The organism is Geodermatophilus sp. SYSU D01036, from assembly GCF_054050435.1.
In genome coordinates this window covers 67,690-86,436 of record NZ_JBJGZJ010000009.1, presented here as the reverse complement: position 1 = coordinate 86,436, position 18,747 = coordinate 67,690, and the positions used below count along the sequence as shown (strand labels likewise).

Genomic DNA, 18,747 nt, shown 5'->3' with positions numbered 1-18,747 from the left:
TCAGGATGCCCATGGTGATCGACTACCCGGCCACACGGGGACCCGAACCGTTTCCGGATCAGTACCGCGCGTCGTCACGGCTCGTGATCACCCCTGCTCAGGTCGGCGCCCCCGACTGCGCCGGGGTCTCGCCGCCCTCCAGGTCGCCCTCGGTGTCGAGGTAGGCCTGCCGCAGCCCGGCCAGCAGCTCCGGGTCCGGCTCGGCCCACATGCCCCGGTCCACCGCCTCGAGCAGCCGCTCGGCGATGCCGTGCAGCGCCCACGGGTTGGACCGCTCCATGAACTCCCGGTTCTCCGGGTCGAGCACGTAGGTCTCGGTGAGCTTCTCGTACATCCAGTCGGCCACCACGCCGGTCGTGGCGTCGTAGCCGAACAGGTAGTCGACGGTCGCGGCCAGCTCGAAGGCGCCCTTGTAGCCGTGCCGGCGCATCGCCGACAGCCACTTCGGGTTGACCACCCGGGCGCGGAACACCCGGGAGGTCTCCTCGGTCAGCGAGCGGGTGCGCACCTGCTCCGGCCGGGTCGAGTCGCCGATGTAGGCCGCCGGCGCCGAGCCGGTCAGCGCGCGGACCGTCGCGACCATCCCGCCGTGGTACTGGAAGTAGTCGTCGGAGTCGGCGATGTCGTGCTCGCGGGTGTCGACGTTCTTCGCCGCCACCGCGATCCGCCGGTACGCCGCCTCCATGTCCGGGCGCGCCTGCACGCCGTCGAGGTCGCGGCCGTAGGCGTAGCCGCCCCACACCGCGTACACCTCGGCGAGGTCGGCGTCGCCGCGCCAGTCGCGCGAGTCGATGAGCGAGAGCAGCCCCGCCCCGTAGGCGCCGGGCTTGGAGCCGAACACCCGCGTGGTGGCCCGCCGCCGGTCCCCGTGCTCCGCGACGTCGGCGTCGACGTGCGCCCGCACGAAGTTCTCCGACGCCGGCTCGTCGAGCCCCGCCACCAGCGTCACGGCGTCGTCGAGCATGGTCACCACGTGCGGGAAGGCGTCCCGGAAGAAGCCCGAGATGCGCACGGTGACGTCGATCCGCGGCCGGCCCAGCTCCTCCAGCGGCACCGCCTCCAGCGAGGTCACCCGCCGCGAGGCGTCGTCCCACACCGGGCGGACGCCGAGCAGCGCGAGCACCTCGGCGACGTCGTCGCCGGAGGTCCGCATCGCCGAGGTCCCCCACACCGACAGCCCGACCGAGCGCGGCCACTCCCCCGTGTCGGCCCGGTACCGCTCCAGCAGCGAGTCGGCCATCGCCTGGCCGGTCTCCCACGCCAGCCGCGACGGCACCGCCCGCGGGTCGACCGAGTAGAAGTTCCGCCCGGTCGGCAGCACGTTGACCAGTCCGCGCAGCGGCGAGCCCGACGGCCCGGCCGGCACGTAGCCGCCGTCGAGGGCGTGCAGCGTGGCGTCGAGCTCGTCGGTCGTCCGCTCCAGCCGCGGCACCACCTCGTCGACGGCGAACCGCAGCACGGCGGCCACGCCCTCGTCCTCGCGCCCCAGCACCTCCCGCACGACGGGGCCGACGGTGCCGATCGTCCAGCCGGCCTCCTCCATGCCCGACACCAGCGCGGCCGCCAGCGCCTCCACCTCGTCGGTCGCCGCGCGCCCGGCGGTGCCGTCCTCGGTCAGCCCCAGCGCCTCGCGCAGCCCGGGCAGCGCCACCGCGCCGCCCCAGATCTGCCGCGCCCGCAGCATCGCCAGCACCAGGTCGACCCGGTCCTGGCCCGACGGCGGGACGCCGAGCACGTGCAGGCCGTCGCGGATCTGCGAGTCCTTGATCTCGCAGAGCCAGCCGTCGACGTGCAGGATCATCTCGTCGAAGTGGTCGTCCTCCGGCCGCTCGGCCAGCCCGAGGTCGTGGTCGAGCCTGGCGGCCTGCAGCAGCGTCCAGATCTGCGCCCGGACGGCGGGCAGCTTCGCCGGGTCCATCGCGGCCACGTTGGCGTGCTCGTCGAGCAGCTGCTCCAGCCGGGCGATGTCGCCGTAGGAGTCCGCCCGCGCCATCGGCGGCACCATGTGGTCGACCAGCGTGGCGTGCGCGCGGCGCTTGGCCTGCGAGCCCTCGCCCGGGTCGTTGACCAGGAACGGGTAGACCAGCGGCAGGTCGCCGACCGCGGCGTCGGGCCCGCACGACGCCGACAGCCCGACGGTCTTGCCCGGCAGCCACTCCGTGTTGCCGTGCTTGCCGACGTGCACCAGCGCGTGCGCCCCGAACACCGACCGCAACCACCAGTAGGCGGCCAGGTAGTGGTGCGACGGCGGCAGGTCGGGGTCGTGGTAGATCGCGATCGGGTTCTCGCCGAAGCCGCGCGGCGGCTGCACCATCACGACGACGTTCCCGGCCCGCAGCGCGGCGAAGACGATGTCGTCCCCGTCCACGAACAGGGAGCCCGGCGCCTCACCCCAGTGCGACACCATCGCCTCGCGGAGGTCGGCGGGGAGCGTGTCGAAGAACCGCCGGTACTCCGCGGCCGGGATGCGCACCGGGTTGCCCGACAGCTGCTCCTCGGTCAGCCAGTCGGCGTCCTGCCCGCCCGCGGCGATCAGCGCGTGGAACAGCGCGTCGCCGTCGAGGTCGGCCACGCCGGGCAGTGCGCCGGGCCCGTCGAACGGGCCGATGTCGTAGCCCTGCCCCTGCATCGCGGCCAGCAGCCGCACCACCGACGCCGGGGTGTCCAGGCCGACCGCGTTGCCGATCCGCGCGTGCTTGGTCGGGTAGGCCGACAGCATCAGCACGATCCGGCGCTCGGCCGGCGGCGTGTGCCGCAGCCGGGCGTGCGCCACCGCCGTGCCCGCCACCCGCGCCGCCCGCTCGGGATCGGCCACGTAGGACGTCAGGCCGTCCTCGTCGGTCTCCTTGAAGGAGAACGGCACGCTGATCAGCCGGCCGTCGAACTCGGGGATGGCCACCTGGTTGCCGACGTCGAGCGGGGAGAGGCCGTCGTCGTCGGCCAGCCACTCCTCGCGCGAGCGGGTCAGGCACAGGCCCTGGACCACCGGCACGTCGAGCGCGGCGAGCTGCCCGACGTCCCAGGCGCCGTCGTCCCCGCCGGCGGACGCCGTGGCCGGCCGGGAGCCGCCGGCGGCGAGCACCGTGACGACGAGCGCGTCGGCGGTGCGCAGCACGTCGAGCAGGTCGTCGGGCACGCTGCGCAGCGAGCTCACGAACACCGGCAGCGCCTGCCCGCCGGCGTCCTCGACCGCGGAGCAGAGCTCCTCGACGAACGCGGTGTTCCCGGCCAGGTGGTGCGCCCGGTAGTAGAGGACGGCGATCCGCGGGCCGCTCCCCCGGCCCGCGCGCTCCGCCACCCCCCAGTCCGGCGCCACCGACGGCGGCTCGAAGCCCTCTCCGGTGAGCAGCACGGTGTCGGACAGGAAGCGGTGCAGCTGCACGAGGTTGTCCGGGCCGCCCTGCGCCAGGTAGCCGTGCGCCTCGGTGGCCACGCCCATCGGCACGGTCGACAGCTCCATCAGCTCGGCGTCGGGCACCTGCTCCCCGCCGAGGACGACGACCGGCGCCGGACCGGCCAGCAGCGGCGCGAGCATCTCCTCGTACTGCCGCCGCACGCCGAGGATCCGGACGACGACGAGCCGCGCGCCCTCGGTCAGCGATGCGATGCCCTCGGCGCCGAGGCGGACCGGGTTGCCCGACCGCCAGTCGGCGCCGCTGGCGCGGGCGGAGAGCAGGTCGGTGTCACTGGTGGAGAGCAGGGCGAACACGCAGCGTCCTCACTCGGGGTCCGCGCCCCGGGTCGTCGGGCACGGCAGCCGGAGTGTCTGGCTCCCCCGAGCACCCGGGGTCACAGTGGCGGGACCGCGCCGGGCTCGCACCGGCTTCCTGCACGCACTGCCGTGATGGGGAGACGGTACCGCCCGCACGCCCCTGCCCCCGGCCGCATGGCCGGGGGCGGAGCGCGGGCCTCAGCCGAGGACCGGCACCGCGGTGGACGGGTCGCCGTCGGCGGCGGCGGCCAGGGCCGGCACGACCTCGTCCAGCAGGTAGGGCAGCGAGAGCGGGCTGCCGAAGCCGAGCGCGGCGGACACGTCGCCGGAGTAGCCGCCGAGCAGGACCGTGCGGCCCTGGGTCACCACGTCGAGGGCGGAGAACAGCGGATCCGCGTCGGCGTCCGCCTGGTCGTACCCGTTCACCGCCAGCACGTCCGCGTCCAGGAGGTCCAGCCGCTCCTGGCTGACGTCGGTACTGGTGTCGGGGACGGTGAAGCCGAGGTCGGTGAAGAACTGGGTGCGCAGGTCGTCCGCGCCGAGCAGGTAGTGGCCGGAGCCGACGCCGGTCAGGTCCACGGCGAGCGAGCGGCCGGCGAAGCCGGGGTTCTCGTCGACCGCCTGCTGGAACCGGCCCTCGACGTCGTCGACGAGCTGCTGTGCCTCGTCCCCGCGGCCCAGCGCCTGCCCGATGAGGAGGGTCTGCTCCTGCCACGGGGTGGCGCCGTCGGCGTGGTCGTCGGTCTGCGCGAGGGTCGGCGCGATGCCGGAGAGCTGCTCGTAGACCGTCTCGTCCATGAAGGAGTAGACGCCGACGATGAGGTCGGGCTCGAGCGCGGCGACGGCCTCGAGATCGATCTCCTCGCCGCCCACGGTCGGGATCTCCTCGTCCGGCAACTGCTCCCGCGCCCAGGGGCGGGTCGCGGCGTCGTAGTCCCCGAGGAGCTCGCGCTCGCCGACGGGGGTCACGCCCAGGGCCAGCACGAAGTCCTGGTCGTTGAAGCCGACGGTGACCACGCGCTGCGGCTGGGCAGGGATCTCGGTGGTGCCGAACCTGTTCTCGATGGTGACCGGGAAGGCGCCGTCGCCGCCCTCGGCGACCGAGGCCGCGGACTCGTCGTCGGTGGTCCCGCCGCAGGCGGTCAGCCCGGCCGCGAGGACGGCGGCGGCCGCGGTCAGCGACGCGCGCCGCAGGCGGGTGGGGACGGGGTGGTGCGGCACGGTCGGCTCCTGACCTCGGTGATCGTCTCGCGGTGAGGTTAGCCTCCCCTTAGCTGGCTCTCGCACCCCGTTTCCGTCCGGTCACGTCCGTTCCGGGGTCCAGCCGAGGGCGTCGAGCACGGCGGCGCGCAGCCGGAGGTACTGCGCGCGGTTGTACCCGGGCAGGCCGGGCGGCCGGACGACGACCCGCGGCTCCCCCACGACCTCGTGCGGGGCGAACTGCCCGCGGGTGAGGTCGACCTCGCGGCCGCCGGGCAGCCGATTCCACCAGTGCACGCCCTGCCGCGAGCCGTCGGTCCGGCGCACCTCGGCCAGCAGCAGCTCGCCGCCGAGCAGGTCGTGCACCGTGAGCGCGGTGGCGCCGCACTGGCCGCGCGCGGGGTTGCCCGGCGTCCAGTCGGCGAGGTCGCTGTCGTCACAGGTCTCCCGGCACCAGGCGGCGCGCACGGCGGCGGTCACCTCGTCGAGCGTGGGCACGGGCGGCACCCTGCCACCGGGCACCGACACCGTCAGCGCAGCAGCAGCCGCTCCACCGCGCCGGGCAGCCAGTCGGCGTACCGCTCCGGCGGCCAGCCGCAGCCGCGGACCAGCCGGGACTGCGTCTGCGGGGAGAACACCGACCACACGACGTCGACGGCGGACCCGACGTCGAGGTCGGCCCGCAGGTCGCCGGCGAAGGCCTCGACCAGCGCGGTCATGTCGGCGCGTCGCCGTCGCTCGTAGTCGGCGTACGCGGCCCCGACCTCCGGGTCGACCGCGGCCGCGGCGGCGAAGACGTCCTGCATCGGGAGCGTGGCGGCGGTCGTCTGCAGCGCCAGCCGGTGCAGCGCCGCCAGCCGGCCGGCCCGGTCCGGCGCGGCGAGCAGCTCGGCGAAGGGGCCCAGCTCGCGGACGGGGCGCTCGTCGTCGGAGCCGACGAGCGCCCGGTCGACGCACGCGAGGAGCACCGCCGCCTTCCCGCCCTGCGCGAAGACGGTCGGCACCGAGACCCCGGCGGCCGCGGCGACGTCGCGCATCGTCGTCGCCGCGTAGCCGCGCTCGACGAAGCAGCGGGTCGCGGCCTCCAGCACCTGCACCCGCGTGCGCTGCGCCTGCTCGGCCCGCAGCGCGGAGCGGTAGACCCTCTTGCTCTCGACCACGGGTCCACCTTACCGTGCCGGCATTCGATTTATCGGGACTCAACCTGAAAGAGGTCCCCGTGACCGCTGCCCCGCCGCTCCCTGTCCAGCTCCGCCTCGAGGGCCAGGCCGCCGCGCCCGACGGCCCGGTCGACCTGGCCGCCATGTACGTCATGCACCGCGCCTTCCGCCGGGACCTCGACGCGTTCGCCGCCGTCGTCCCCACGGTGCCCGTGCCGGACCGGCGGCGGTGGCGGCGGCTGGCCCGCCGCTTCGCCCGGTTCGGCGCCTACCTGCACAAGCACCACTCCGGCGAGGACGCGGGACTGTGGCCGCTGCTGGCCGAGCGCGGCGCCGACCGCTCCGTCCTCGACGCCCTGGAGGCCGAGCACGCGGGCATCGACCCGGCGCTGGCCGCGGTCGCCGCGGGGCTCGAGGCGCTGGCCGCCGGCCGGGGCGACGCCGCCACCCGGGACGAGCTCGCCCGGCAGACGGTGGCGCTGCGCGACGGGCTGGGCGCGCACCTCGCCCACGAGGAGAGCGACGGGATGACCCAGGTGCAGCGGCACCTGACGCCGGAGGACTGGGACCGCCTCGACCGCGAGGTCTTCGCGAAGGAGTACCGCCCGACCGAGGTCCTGGGCGCGCTGGGCTGGACCGTGTCGGCCATCCCGGATGCGGCCGTCGACCGCCTGCCGGTGCCGCACCCGGCGCTGCTCGCCGTCGCCCGGTTCGCCGGCCGGCGCGCCGCCCGGCGCGACGCGCGACTGTTCGGGACCGCCCGGTGACCGCGACGACGAGCACCGCCCTGTCCCGCGCCGACCGGGCGGCCACGGTGCTGTCCCGGCACGTGGCGGCCCTGCACACCGCGCTGCTGCGGCGCACCGGCGGCCGGGTCGGCAACCGCTTCCGCGGCGGCGACGTCGTCCTGGTGACCTGCCGCGGCCGGCGCACCGGGCAGCCGCGCACCACCCCGCTGCTGCACGTGCGCGACGGCCGGGACCTGGTGGTGGCGGCGTCCAACGGCGGCATCGACGCCGAGCCGCAGTGGTGGCTGAACCTGCAGGCCGACCCGCGCGGCGAGGTCGAGGTGCGCGGCCGGCGGTGGGCGGTCACCGCGAGCCAGGTGGACGACGCCGACCGGCCGCGGCTGTGGGCGGCGCTCATGGCCAACTGCGGGACCTACGACGCCTACCAGGCGAGGGTGTCCCGCCGGATCGCGCTGGTGCGCCTGTCCCCGGCGGGCGGCTGAGCCGCCCGCTCCACGTTCCGCCGCAGCACGGCGAGCATGCGGGCCTGCACGAGCCAGAAGACGGGGGGATGCAGCCAGTGGAGGACGGCGCGCGCGAGCCACCGCGGACGCACGACCTGCTAGCCGCTGACGACGAGCCGGGTGCGTCCGCCGGGCAGCTCCCTCGGCAGGAAGCCCCACAGCCCCTCCGTGCAGGCCCGGGACCGCGGCTGCCGCGAGTCCAGCAGGCGGCCGCGCACGTCGCTCAGCGCGTGCAGCCCGAGGAAGCGGTCCGGCTCGAGCACCGCGACCGAGCACGTCGGGGCGGGGCCGCGCCCCGGCCGGCCCGAGGCCGGCGAGCACGCGCTCGCGGGTCACGGACGGAGCCTGCGGGTCCGGGCCCGCGCCGCGAGAGACCGACGGCGCGGCACGGGGCCCGGAGGACCCCTCGGTCCGGAGCGGTCAGGCGGCGCCGAGGGCGTCGGCGACGCGGTGGTGGGTGACGGCCTCGTCGCGGCGGCTCTGCCGCTCCAGCGTGCGGGCCAGCGCGCGGCGGGCCCACCCGTTGGCCGGCGCGAGGTCGACCAGCCGGCGCAGCGCCGTCTCCGCGCGCTGCAACTGGGCCGAGCCGAAGTAGCTGCGGGCCAGCAGCTCGAGGGCGGCCTCGTTGCCCGGCTCGGCCTCGACGAGCGGCTCGAGCAGGCGGGCGGCCTCGATCGGCTGCCCCATGGAGAAGAAGAGGTCGGCGCGGAGGAACTCCGAGTGCAGGTCGGCGGAGAACGGCTGGGTCACGCCGGCGGAACGACGGCGCGGCGCCCGCTCTTCCCGAGATCACGACACGCCCGGCCGGCGCGGGGACGAGAAGGTCCGGAACCGGGTGCATCCGGACACGACCGGATTGGGAACAACGGATGTCAGCACCACCGACCCGAGGAGCACGACCATGGCCCTGTCGCTGCACCGCCACCGGACGGCCGACCGCGCACGGACCGGCGCCGCCGCCGACCCCACCCCGCGGCCCGAGGCCCCGCGGCGCCCCGGGCGGGGGTCCGCGTCCGGCAACCGCGTCTTCGCCGTCCAGCGCACCGGGGCGTTCGTCGTCGCCGGGATCATCGCCGTCTTCGGCGTCCTGGGCCTGGCCAACGGCCTGGCCTTCTTCTCCACCGAGGGCCAGCGCATCCTCGGCATGTCGTCCAACGGCCTGCTGTCGGTGATCTCCCTGGTCACCGCGGTCGTGCTGGTCGTCGCCGCCTTCCGCAGCCCCCGCACCGCCTCGACGGTCATGATCGTCATCGGCGTGCTGTTCCTGGTGTCGGCGTTCGCGAACCTGGCGGTGCTCAACACCGGGCTGAACTTCCTGGCCTTCCGGCTGAGCAACGTCGGCTTCTCCGTCGCCGCGGGCCTGGTGCTGCTGCTGCTCGGCGCCTACGGCCGGGTGAGCGGCAACCTGCCGCCCGACAGCCCGTACGCCCGCGAGCGGGACGAGGTGCCGCCGGTCCCGGCCGACGAGTACCCGTCGACGCCGGCCGAGTTCGCCGCCGAGCGGGCGATGCGCGACGCCGAGGTCGCCGTCGTCCAGCACGTGGCCTCCTTCGACCAGCGCCGCCGGGTCGCCGCGATGGCGCAGGTGACCAGCCGCAAGGAGCGCCGCGAGGTGTGGATGTCCTTCGACCGGGCCCGCCGGGACGCCTGACCCCCGGCACGATGCGGGGTGACCGTCCGCCCGGCGCACTGGCCCACCCCGCTCGACCCGGCACCGCGGCTGTCCGCCACCCTCGGCCTGCGGCCCGGGGACCTGGCGGTGAAGCGCGACGACCTGACCGACCTCGGCGGCGGCAACGAGGTGCGCGAGCTCGAGCACCTCGTCGCCGAGGCGGCCGGGGACGGCGCGACCGTCCTGGTCACCAGCGGCGGCGTGCAGAGCAACCACGCGCGGACCACCGTCGCGGCCGCCGCGCGGCTGGGCCTGCGCACCGTGCTGGTGCTGCACGGGACGCCGTCGGCGGACCGGCCCGGGAACCTGGCCCTGGAGGGCGCGCTCGGCGCCCGCGTCGTCGTGGTCGCCGGCCCGGACGACGTCGACGCCCGGGTGGCCGAGGTCTCCGCCGAGCTGCGGGCCGCCGGCGAGGTGCCCGCGGTGCTGCCGCTGGGCGGCTCCTCCCCCACCGGCGCCCGCGGGTACCTGGCCTGCGCCGACGGCTCGGTCCGGCCCGGCGAGCGGACGGTGTTCGTGCACACCGGCGGGCTGCCGGGGCGGTTCGGGCACCCGGTGGCCGCCGAGCTCGCCGCCGGGCTGCTCGGCCCGTCCTGACCTCGGGAGCGACACCTCGGGAGCGACGTAGCCTCACGGGCGCGATGACGACGCCCCGACCCCGCGCCGACGCCTGCCCCGGCGCGCTGCAGACGCACTCCGCCGCCGACGGCGAGCTCGCCCGCGTGCGGGTGCCCGGCGGCCTGCTCACCGCCGCCCAGCTGCGGGTGCTCGCCGCCGCCGCGCGCGACCTCGGCGACGGCGCCCTCGAGATGACCAGCCGGGGCAACCTGCAGCTGCGCGGGCTGGCGACCGGCGCCGCGCGGGAGCTCGGCGACCGGCTCGCCGGCGCCGGCCTGCTGCCCAGCGAGACGCACGAGCGGGTGCGGAACGTGCTGGCCAGCGCGCTGACCGGCCGGGCCGGCGGGCTGCTGGACGCCCGGCCGTGGGTGGCCGCGCTCGACGTCGGCCTGTGCGCCGACCCCGCCCTCGCCGCGCTGCCGGGCCGCTACCTGGCGACGCTGGACGACGGCCGCGGCGACGTGTCCGGGCTCGGCGGCGACGTCGGCCTGCTGGCGCTGTCGCCGTCCTCGGTCGCGCTGCTGCTCGGCGGGGCGGACAGCGGGCTGCGCGCGGACGCCGACGGCGCCGTCTGCCTGCTGCTCGCCGCCACCCGCGCCTTCCTCGCCGAGCGCGCCGCGCAGGGCGGCACCGCCTGGCGGCTGGCGGAGCTCGACGACGGCCCGGCCCGCGTGGCGGCGCGGCTGGGCGGCGCCCCGGCCGCGCCGGTCGCCGTCCCCGCCGCGCCGGACGCCGGCCCGGTCGGCGCGGAGACGCAGGCCGACGGGCGCACCGCGCTGGTCGGCGTCGTCCCGCTCGGCCGGCTCTCCGCCGACCAGGCCGACCTGCTCGCGTCGGTGACCGGCGAGGTGCAGCTGACCCCGTGGCGCAGCGTCGTCGTGCCCGACCTGGCCGAGGATCGCGTGGACGACGCCGCCGTCGACCTGTACCGCACCGGCGTGGTGTTCGACGCCGAGAGCCCGTGGGCGCGGGTCACCGCGTGCGCCGGCCGGCCCGGGTGCGCGAAGTCGCGGGCCGACGTCCGGGCCGACGCGGCCGCGGCCGTCGCCTCGGGCACCGTCCCGGAGGGCGTCCGCGTGCACTGGGCCGGCTGCGAGCGCCGCTGCGGCCGCCCCCGCGGGGAGGTCCTCGACGTCGTGGCGACCCCCGAGGGGTACCGCGCCGGCTAGTCGTCGTCGGGGTCCGGGTACCGCGCGCCGGCGGCGACCTCGGTGCCCTCGGGGACGGACACCGCGCGGCCGACCAGCGTGACGTCGCCGTCGCCGCCGACCGTGGCGCCGCGGCCGACGTCCACGCGGTCGTCGACCACCGCGCGGGTCACGGTCGCGCCGGAGCGCACCCGCACGCCGGGCAGCAGGACCGAGTCGACGACGGTCGCCCCGGCCTCGACCACCACGCCGGGCGAGAGCACCGACCCGCGGACGTTGCCGGACACCCGGGTGCCGCCGGACAGCAGGCTGTTCTCGATCTGGCCGTCGTCGAGGACCCGGGCGGCGCTGTGCCGGCCGCCGCGGGTGTGGACCGGCCAGCCGGGGGCGTCGAGGTCGATCGGCGGCTCGTCGGTCAGGAACTCCTGGTGCGCCTCCCAGTACGCCGGGACGGTGCCGACGTCCCGCCAGTAGCCCTTGAGCGGGTGTGCCCGCGCGCCGCCGTCGCGGGTCTGCGCCGGCAGCAGGTGGGTGCCGAGGTCCTCGAGCCCCTCCTCGCCGACCTCCGACCGCAGCTGCTCCAGCCGGTCCAGCGTGGGCCCCGGGTCGAAGACGAACACCTCGTTGGTGGCGGTGGTCGTGGCCGGCTCGTCGGGCTTGTAGGCGTAGCCGGTCACCCGGTCGCCGTCGACCTCGACGATGCCGTAGCGGGCGGCGTCGTCGGCGGCGACCTCGGTGGTCACCATCGTCACCTCCGCGCCCGACTGCAGGTGCGCCTCGGCGACCTCGCGGTAGTCGAGCTCGTAGACGGCGTCGGCGCTGACCACGACCAGCGCCTCCGGGCCGAACTGGCGGATCAGCTCGGCCTGCCGCCACAGCGAGTTCGCCGTCCCGGTGTTCCAGCCGCCGCGCTCGGTGCCCTGGAACGGCGGCAGCGTCATCAGCCCGCCGGTGGTGCGGTCGAGGTCCCACGGCCGGCCGTTGGCCAGGTGGTCGGCCAGCGACGCCGGGTGCTGCTGGATCGACACCCACACGTCGGGGATGCCGGAGTGCTGGCAGTTGCTCAGCGGGAAGTCGATCAGCCGGTACACCCCGGCGAACGGGACGGCGGGCTTGGCGCGGTGCTCGGTGAGCAGCTGCAGGCGCCCACCGGCACCACCGGCGAGGACGAGGACGAGCAGGCGGGGAAGGGCCATGCCCCCGGCTACCCGCTCCGCGCGCGACGTAGCCTCCTGCCCGATGTACGAGTACGAGAAGGACGGCGCCGAGATCTACCGGCGATCGTTCGCGACGATCCGCGCCGAGGCGGACCTCGCCGGCCTGCCCGAGGACCTCGCGCGGGTGGTCGTCCGGATGATCCACGCCTGCGGCCAGGTCGACCTGGCCGCCGACGTCGCCGCGAGCCCCGACGTCGTCCGGCTCGCCCGCGAGGCCCTCGACGCCGGCGCGCCCGTCCTGTGCGACGCGCAGATGGTCGCCTCCGGCGTCACCCGCCGCCGGCTGCCCGAGGACAACGACGTCGTCTGCACCCTGGGCGACCCGCGCGTGCCGGCGCTGGCCGCCGCGCTCGGCACCACCCGCACCGCCGCCGCGCTGGAGCTGTGGCGCGACCGGCTCGACGGCGCGGTCGTCGCCGTCGGCAACGCGCCCACCGCGCTGTTCCACCTGCTGGAGATGGTCGCCGCGGGCGCCCCCCGCCCGGCCGCCGTCCTCGGCATCCCGGTCGGCTTCATCGGCGCGGCCGAGTCCAAGGAGGCGCTGGCGGCCTCGGACCTGCCGTTCCTCGTGGTCCGCGGCCGGCGGGGCGGCAGCGCCATGACCGCGGCCGCGGTCAACGCGATCGCGAGCGACGTCGAGTGAGCGGCCGCCTGTACGGGGTCGGGCTGGGTCCCGGCGACCCCGAGCTGGTCACCGTCAAGGCCGCGCGGCTGATCGGCGCCGCCGACGTCGTCGCCTTCCACGCCGCGCAGCACGGCCGCTCGGTCGCCCGCGCGCTGGCCGCGCCCTACCTGCGGGAGGGGCAGGTCGAGGAGCTGCTGGTCTACCCGGTCACCACCGAGGGCACCGACCACCCCGGCGGCTACCAGGGCGCGATCGACGAGTTCTACGAGGCCGCCGCCGCCCGGCTGGCCGCGCACCTCGACGCCGGCCGCGACGTCGTCGTGCTCGCCGAGGGCGACCCGTTCTTCTACGGGTCCTACATGCACATGCACAAGCGGCTCGCGCACCGGTACCCGACCGAGGTGGTGCCCGGCGTGACCAGCGTCAGCGGCGCCGCCGCCGTCGTCGGGCGGCCGCTGGTGGAGCGGGACGAGGTGCTCACCGTGCTGCCCGGCACGCTGCCCGCCGACGAGCTCGCCGAGTGGCTGGCCACCACCGACTCGGCCGCGGTGGTGAAGCTCGGCCGGACGTTCCCGCAGGTCCGCGAGGCGTTCGAGGCCGCCGGCGTGCTGGACCGGGCGCTCTACGTCGAGCGGGCCACCACCGACCGCCAGCGCACGCTGCCGCTGGCCGACGTCGACCCCGCGACCGTCCCGTACTTCTCGCTGGCGCTGCTGCCCTCGCCGCTCACCGGGACCGCGCCGGGTCCCGCGGACCTCCCGGACGCCGCCCCGCGGGCCGGCGAGGTGGTCGTCGTGGGCCTCGGCCCCGGCGCCCGCGGCTGGACCACCCCCGAGGTCGCCGACGCGCTCGCCGCCGCCGACGACCTGGTCGGCTACGGCCCCTACCTGGACCGGGTGCCGGCCAACCCGCGGCAGACCCGCCACCCCAGCGACAACCGGGTGGAGGCCGAGCGGGCCGCGCACGCGCTGGAGCTGGCCCGGTCCGGACGGCGGGTCGCGGTCGTCTCCAGCGGCGACCCGGGCGTGTTCGCCATGGCCGCCGCGGTGCTCGAGGTGGCCGCCCGTCCCGAGCACGTCGGCGTCCGCGTGCGGGTGCTGCCCGGGCTGACCGCCGCGCAGGCCGTGGCGTCCCGGGTCGGCGCGCCGCTCGGCCACGACTTCGCCGTCATCAGCCTCTCCGACGTGCTCAAGCCGCTCGACGTCGTCCTCGACCGGCTGCGCTCGGCGGCGGCGGCCGACCTGGTGCTGGCGCTGTACAACCCGCGGTCGAGGGCGCGCCCGCACCAGCTGGCCAAGGCGCTCGACGCGCTGCGGGAGGTGCGCGAGCCGGAGACGGTGGTCGTCGTCGGCCGCGACGTCGGCGGGCCGCAGGAGGAGGTCCGGGTCACCACGCTGCGCGACCTGGACCCGGAGACGGTGGACATGCGCTGCCTGCTGCTGGTCGGGTCCTCGCAGACGCGGGTGACGCCGGCCGGACAGGTCTACACGCCGCGCCGCTACCCCTCCTGACGGGAATGCCGGCCGGATCGGTGGCCTTGGCAACTGTCGTGCCCCGCCTCCCCCGCCCGGTCGCGTTCTGGTCGGTGGCCGGACTCCTCGTGCTGGTGCTGGCCGCCTCCGGCGTCCCGTCCCCGCTGTACCGCGTCTACCAGGAGCAGTTCGGCTTCGGCGCCGGCGTCCTGACGCTGGTGTTCGGCATCTACGCCTTCGCGCTGCTCGCCGCGCTGCTGGTGGTCGGCAGCCTGTCCGACCACGTCGGCCGGCGGCCGGTGCTCGCCGCCGGGCTGCTGCTGCAGGCGGTCGCCATGGCGGTCTTCCTCGCCGCCGACGGCGTGGGCTGGCTGCTGGCCGCGCGCACCCTGCAGGGCCTGTCGACCGGCGCGCTGACCGGGTCGCTCGGTGCGGCGCTGCTCGACCTGCAGCGCCCCTCGGCACGCCCGCTGGGCGCGCTGCTCAACAGCGTGTCCCCGGGCCTCGGGCTGTCGCTGGGCGCGGTGGGCGCGGGCCTGGCCATCGAGGGGATCGCGGAGCCGACGCCGTGGGTGTTCGGCGTGCTGACCGTGGCCTTCGTGCTGGGCTCGGGCCTGGCCCTGCTGCTGCCCGAGACCTCCCCGCGGGTGCCCGGGGCGCTGGCCTCGCTGCGCCCGCGGGTGGAGGTGCCGCGGCCGCAGCGGCGCGCGTTCGCCGTCGGCGTCCCCTGCCTGGTCGCGCTCTGGGCGATGGGCGGGCTGGTGCTGTCGCTGGGGCCGTCGCTGACCGCCGGCGTGTTCGGCGTGGCGGGCCACCTCGCCGGCAGCCTGCTCATCCTCTGCATGCAGGGCGCGGCCGCCGTCGGTGGCGTGCTGGCCCGGGACGTGCCGCCGCGCCGGGCGATGGGCGGGGGCTGCGTCGTGTTCGCGGTCGCCGTCGGCGGCCTGCTGGTCGCGCTGGCCACCGGGACGCTGTGGCTGTTCTTCGTGGCCTCCGGGCTGGCCGGCCTCGGCTTCGGCGCCGCCTTCCTCGGGACCGTGGCCACCGTGACGGCGGGCGTCGCGCCCGGGCACCGCGCGGGGCTGCTGTCGAGCGTCTTCGTCGTCGGCTACCTCGCGTTCAGCATCCCGGCGATCGCCGCGGGCATCGCCTCGGGCACGGTCGGGCTGCGGCCGGTCGCGGAGGTCTACGGCGCCGTGGTGATCCTGCTGGCGCTGGGCGCGGCGGTCGGCCTGCGGCTGTCGACCCGGCGCGCGCCGGCTCCCCTGCCCGCCGACGAGCCGTCGGAGCCGGTGGCCGCCTGAGGTCCGGCCGCCGGGCGACGGTGTGCGCTCACGCGGGGGTCACGGCGGGAGAACCCCGCGTCGGCGCACACCGTCGCGGTCCGAGGGGCGTCAGGATCGTGCGCGACCGACCGCGGCGCAGAACCGGTCGTGGTCGGCGCGCGCCGCCGCCAGCGGCGCCAGCACCTCCTCGTCGGCCACCTCGGCCACCCGCGCGGTGAGCCGGCGCCGCGCCGTCCGCGCCCGGCGTCTGGCACCCGCCGCCACCAGCGGCCGGCACAGCAGCGCCAGCAGCAGCCCGGCGAGCAGCCCGCCGGCCAGCAGCAGCGTGGGCAGCGGGATGCCCTGCACCCGCGGCAGCGGGAGGACGTCGTCGAGCTGCAGCAGCCCCAGCCCCACCAGCGCGAGCAGCCACAGCGCGCCGACCAGCGCGGTGAGCGCCAGCAGCCACTGCAGGCCGCCGGCCGCGCGCTGCCACAGCGGCGTCCGGTCGGGGCCGAGGTCGGTGCCGGCGACGGCGCGGTCGAGCCGGTCGGGCAGCCGCTCCTCGGTGTCCTCCGACGTGCGGCGCAGCTCGTCGCGCCAGGCCGGCGGCAGCCCGCGGCCGGCGTCGTCGCGGGCCCGGCGCAGCGCGGCGTCCATCCCGGCCCGCTGCACCGCGCCGGCCTGCGGCAGCGAGGTCCGCGACCGCTCGTCGCCCAGGTTGAGCCGGCCCAGCGGGTCGGCCCGCAGCTTCGAGGTCCACCGCAGCACCGGCCAGCCGGTGTGCGCCACCCCGCTGCGGTGCGCCGAACGCTCGACCGCGGCGACGACGGCCGGCACCCCCGCGGCGTCGGCGAGCGCGCCGGTGAGCTCCTCCCGCGCCGCCCGGTCCGGCCCGCGGTCGCGGCCGGCGTCGGGCGCGCAGTGGGCGGCCAGGGCCGAGGCGGCGCCCCGCACGTCCGCGGTCAGCCGGTCGGTGGCGGCCTTGCGGGCGCCCACCCGGCGGCCCAGCTCGGCCCGCAGCCGCGGCAGGCCCAGGCCGCTGGACGCCGCGGTGGGCAGCACCGGCACCCCGGTCAGGCCCTCCTCGTCGAGCAGCCGGCGCAGGTCGGCCAGGCACGCGACGGCCGCCGCCTCGTCGAGCCGGTCCACCTGGTTGAGCACCACCAGCAGCACGCCCGCGTGCCCGGCCAGCGGCGCGAGGTAGCGGGTGTGGACGGCGTCGTCGGCGTACTTCTGCGGGTCCAGCACCCACACCAGGACGTCGACCAGCTGCACCAGCCGGTCGACCTCCAGCCGGTTCTCCAGTCGCACGCTGTCGTGGTCGGGCAGGTCGAGCAGCACCAGGCCGTCGAGCGCGGGGTCGGGGTCGGCGACCCGGTGCCGCCGCGGCACCTCCAGCCAGTCGAGCAGCCGGTCGGCGCCGTGGTCGCCCCACACGCTCGCGTGGGCGACGCCGGTGGTCGGCCGCCGGACGCCGGGCGTGCTCACCTCGGCCCCGGACAGCGCGTTGAACAGCGTCGACTTGCCGCTGCCGGTGGCCCCGGCCAGCGCGACGACGGTCGCGTCGCCCAGCGCCTCGCGCGCCCCGGCCTTGGCCAGCAGCGACCGCGCCGTGCCCACCTCGGGCACCTCGAGCCGCCCGTCGGCGACCTCGACCGCCTCGCGCAGCGCGGCCAGCCGGTCGGCCAGCGACGTCCCGCGGCCCCTCACGCGCCGGCCCCCCGGGCCGCGGCCAGCGTGGCGACCGCCGAGCGCAGCTCCTTCGCTGCGCCAGGGGCGTCCGCGGCGACGGCGAGCAGCTCGTCGAAGCGGTCCTGCTCGGCGGCCAGCAGCCGGTCGGCGCGGGCGTCGAGGTCGGCGCGGGCCCGGGCGGCCAGCGAGCGCACCGCGGCGTCGCCGAACACCGCCTCGAGCACCCGCTGCCCGAGCGCCGTCGTCCCGCCGGCGACGGCGAGCTCCGCCCCCGACAGCCCCGCCGTGGAGGCGAAGACGGCGACCATGACCACCGCGCCGGCCCCGTTGACGCCCCACGACAGCAGCCGCGCCTGCGAGCGCTTGCCCGCGCCCTCCTCGCGCACCAGGTCGAGCACGTGGCCCTGCCAGTCGCGGACCTCGTCGGCGGCCGCGGGCGCGAAGTCCGGCGACTCCGATCCGAGCTCCTCCTCGCGCCCGGCGACCAGCGCCGGCCCGCCGGGCAGCGCGCGCCACGCGGTCACCGTGCGGTCGGCGGCGCGGCCGGCCTCGGCGCGCAGCAGCGTCTCCACCCCCGACTCCAGCGCGCCGCTCAGCGAGTCCGTCGAGGTCGGGCGGCCGGTGAGCGCGGCGCCCAGCCGGTCGCGCAGCCGGCCCACCCGGTTCTGCAGCGAGCGCATCCACTCGCCGGTGCCCACGAAGTCCTGCCAGCGCGCCAGCACCTCGCCGCGCAGCAGGCTGCCGTTGCCCACGCCCTCGGCGACCGCGTCCCGCGCCGCGTCGTAGGCGGCGTCGGCGGCGTTCCCGAGGGCGGCCGCCGCCGCGGCCTGCTCGTCCACGCCGTCGGCGACCGCGGCCACCCGCCCGTCCAGGCTCTCCAGCGCCCCGGCCAGCGTCTGCCGCACGACGGCGGCGCGCTGCTCCTGGTCGGCGGCCAGCCCGCGCAGCCAGTCGCGCAGCGGCGCCACCTGCTCCTCGGGCAGGAAGCCGTCGCGCAGCGGCCGCTCCTCCACCACGAACAGCCGCGCCGTCCCCAGCCCGCCGCGCTGCAGCATCCCGGCGAGGTCGGCGGCCACCTCGGTCACCGCCTCGGGCGGCACCCGGTCCAGTACGACCGCCAGCGCGGTGCCCCGCTCCTGCGCCGTGCGCAGCAGGTCCCAGGGGACGGCGTCGGCGTAGCGGGCCGCCGTCGTCACGAAGACCCACAGGTCCGCCGCCGACAGCAGCTGCCCGGCGAGGTCGCGGTTGGTCTCCACGACCGAGTCGACGTCGGGGGCGTCGACGAGCGCGAGCCCGGCCGGCAGCGCCTCGCTCGGGACCAGGCGCAGCCCGCCGGTGACGTCGCCCGCGCCGGTCGTGCGCGGCAGGCCGGGGAGCACGCGGTCGCCGGAGAACGCCGGCACGTCGGCGGGTGAGCAGACGAGCACGGGGGCGCGGGTGGTCGGCCGGAGCACGCCGGGCGTGGTCACCCGCGCGCCGAGCACGCTGTTGACCAGCGTGGACTTGCCCGCGCCGGTCGAGCCGCCGACGACGGCGAGCAGCGGGGCGTCGAGGTCGCGCAGGCGCGGCAGCAGGTAGTCGTCGACCTGGTCGACCACCGCCCGGGCGGTCCGCACGGTCGCGTCCCGCGCGGGGGTGGCGAGGCCGAGCGGCGCCGCGGCGACGGCGTCGCGCAGGTCCTGCAGCGCGTCGGTCAGCGGGACGGTCATCC

Annotated in this window: 17 protein-coding genes and 1 riboswitch; of the genes, 8 read left to right on the top strand and 9 right to left on the bottom strand. The window is 77.2% G+C overall.

Features of this window, described 5'->3' with window-relative positions:
• Window positions 1-97: 97 nt before the first annotated feature.
• The 4 genes from cobN to ACI8AR_RS11560 all read right to left on the bottom strand — a co-directional run bounded on the left by cobN (window position 98) and on the right by ACI8AR_RS11560 (window position 6,072).
• Window positions 98-3,709, bottom strand: a complete 3,612-nt coding sequence (gene cobN / locus ACI8AR_RS11575) for a cobaltochelatase subunit CobN (RefSeq protein ID WP_457051163.1) — start codon at window positions 3,707-3,709, stop codon at window positions 98-100.
• A gap of 52 nt (window positions 3,710-3,761) precedes the next feature.
• Window positions 3,762-3,829: riboswitch (cobalamin riboswitch) on the bottom strand.
• Window positions 3,830-3,910: 81 nt separating this feature from the next.
• Window positions 3,911-4,933, bottom strand: coding sequence for an iron-siderophore ABC transporter substrate-binding protein (locus tag ACI8AR_RS11570; protein ID WP_457051162.1), 1,023 nt, complete (start codon window positions 4,931-4,933; stop codon window positions 3,911-3,913).
• Window positions 4,934-5,014: 81 nt separating this feature from the next.
• Window positions 5,015-5,410, bottom strand: a complete 396-nt coding sequence (locus ACI8AR_RS11565; protein WP_457051161.1) for a YunG family protein — start codon at window positions 5,408-5,410, stop codon at window positions 5,015-5,017.
• A 32-nt stretch (window positions 5,411-5,442) separates the two neighbouring features.
• Complete coding sequence (locus ACI8AR_RS11560; protein WP_457051160.1) at window positions 5,443-6,072, bottom strand: TetR/AcrR family transcriptional regulator; 630 nt, start codon at window positions 6,070-6,072, stop codon at window positions 5,443-5,445.
• A 59-nt stretch (window positions 6,073-6,131) separates the two neighbouring features.
• Between ACI8AR_RS11560 and ACI8AR_RS11555 the strand changes: the two genes are divergently transcribed.
• The gene (locus ACI8AR_RS11555; protein WP_457051159.1) at window positions 6,132-6,839 is read left to right on the top strand and encodes a hemerythrin domain-containing protein; all 708 of its coding nucleotides are present in this window, start codon (window positions 6,132-6,134) and stop codon (window positions 6,837-6,839) included.
• Entirely contained in the window at window positions 6,836-7,303 is a 468-nt protein-coding gene (locus ACI8AR_RS11550) for a nitroreductase family deazaflavin-dependent oxidoreductase (protein ID WP_457051158.1), read from the top strand. The genes ACI8AR_RS11555 and ACI8AR_RS11550 overlap by 4 nt, the downstream gene beginning before the upstream one ends.
• Before the next feature lie 119 nt (window positions 7,304-7,422).
• On the opposite strand, the gene ACI8AR_RS11545 is transcribed toward ACI8AR_RS11550, so the two are convergent.
• On the bottom strand, window positions 7,423-7,587 hold the full coding sequence (locus ACI8AR_RS11545) for a hypothetical protein (RefSeq protein ID WP_457051157.1): 165 nt from the start codon (window positions 7,585-7,587) through the stop codon (window positions 7,423-7,425).
• A gap of 157 nt (window positions 7,588-7,744) precedes the next feature.
• Window positions 7,745-8,074, bottom strand: a complete 330-nt coding sequence (locus ACI8AR_RS11540; protein ID WP_457051156.1) for a tetratricopeptide repeat protein — start codon at window positions 8,072-8,074, stop codon at window positions 7,745-7,747.
• A 151-nt stretch (window positions 8,075-8,225) separates the two neighbouring features.
• Between ACI8AR_RS11540 and ACI8AR_RS11535 the strand changes: the two genes are divergently transcribed.
• Genes ACI8AR_RS11535 through cobG form a run of 3 tightly spaced genes read left to right on the top strand, consistent with a single transcriptional unit; the run spans window position 8,226 to window position 10,783 of the window.
• Window positions 8,226-8,975 carry a DUF4383 domain-containing protein gene (locus ACI8AR_RS11535; RefSeq protein WP_457051155.1) on the top strand — a complete coding sequence of 250 codons (750 nt, stop codon included), beginning with the start codon at window positions 8,226-8,228 and terminating at the stop codon, window positions 8,973-8,975.
• Between the two features lie 18 nt (window positions 8,976-8,993).
• Window positions 8,994-9,593 (top strand): pyridoxal-phosphate dependent enzyme, encoded by a 600-nt coding sequence (locus ACI8AR_RS11530; RefSeq protein WP_457051154.1) that lies wholly within the window; start codon window positions 8,994-8,996, stop codon window positions 9,591-9,593.
• Window positions 9,594-9,637: 44 nt separating this feature from the next.
• The gene (cobG, locus tag ACI8AR_RS11525; protein WP_457051153.1) at window positions 9,638-10,783 is read left to right on the top strand and encodes a precorrin-3B synthase; all 1,146 of its coding nucleotides are present in this window, start codon (window positions 9,638-9,640) and stop codon (window positions 10,781-10,783) included.
• Here cobG and ACI8AR_RS11520 read toward each other — a convergent pair.
• On the bottom strand, window positions 10,780-11,958 hold the full coding sequence (locus tag ACI8AR_RS11520; RefSeq protein ID WP_457051152.1) for a glucose-1-phosphate adenylyltransferase family protein: 1,179 nt from the start codon (window positions 11,956-11,958) through the stop codon (window positions 10,780-10,782). The two genes, cobG and ACI8AR_RS11520, sit on opposite strands and share 4 nt — an antisense overlap.
• A gap of 43 nt (window positions 11,959-12,001) precedes the next feature.
• Between ACI8AR_RS11520 and ACI8AR_RS11515 the strand changes: the two genes are divergently transcribed.
• Genes ACI8AR_RS11515 through ACI8AR_RS11505 form a run of 3 tightly spaced genes read left to right on the top strand, consistent with a single transcriptional unit; the run spans window position 12,002 to window position 15,380 of the window.
• The gene (locus tag ACI8AR_RS11515) at window positions 12,002-12,622 is read left to right on the top strand and encodes a precorrin-8X methylmutase (protein WP_457051151.1); all 621 of its coding nucleotides are present in this window, start codon (window positions 12,002-12,004) and stop codon (window positions 12,620-12,622) included.
• Window positions 12,619-14,115, top strand: a complete 1,497-nt coding sequence (locus ACI8AR_RS11510) for a precorrin-2 C(20)-methyltransferase (RefSeq protein ID WP_457051150.1) — start codon at window positions 12,619-12,621, stop codon at window positions 14,113-14,115. Before ACI8AR_RS11515 ends, ACI8AR_RS11510 begins: the two co-directional genes overlap by 4 nt.
• 38 nt (window positions 14,116-14,153) lie before the next feature.
• Window positions 14,154-15,380, top strand: coding sequence for an MFS transporter (locus ACI8AR_RS11505; protein WP_457051149.1), 1,227 nt, complete (start codon window positions 14,154-14,156; stop codon window positions 15,378-15,380).
• Window positions 15,381-15,470: 90 nt separating this feature from the next.
• On the opposite strand, the gene ACI8AR_RS11500 is transcribed toward ACI8AR_RS11505, so the two are convergent.
• On the bottom strand, window positions 15,471-17,054 hold the full coding sequence (locus ACI8AR_RS11500) for a GTPase (RefSeq protein WP_457051148.1): 1,584 nt from the start codon (window positions 17,052-17,054) through the stop codon (window positions 15,471-15,473).
• Complete coding sequence (locus ACI8AR_RS11495) at window positions 17,051-18,745, bottom strand: ABC transporter (protein ID WP_457051147.1); 1,695 nt, start codon at window positions 18,743-18,745, stop codon at window positions 17,051-17,053. Before ACI8AR_RS11495 ends, ACI8AR_RS11500 begins: the two co-directional genes overlap by 4 nt.
• Window positions 18,746-18,747 lie beyond the last annotated feature (2 nt).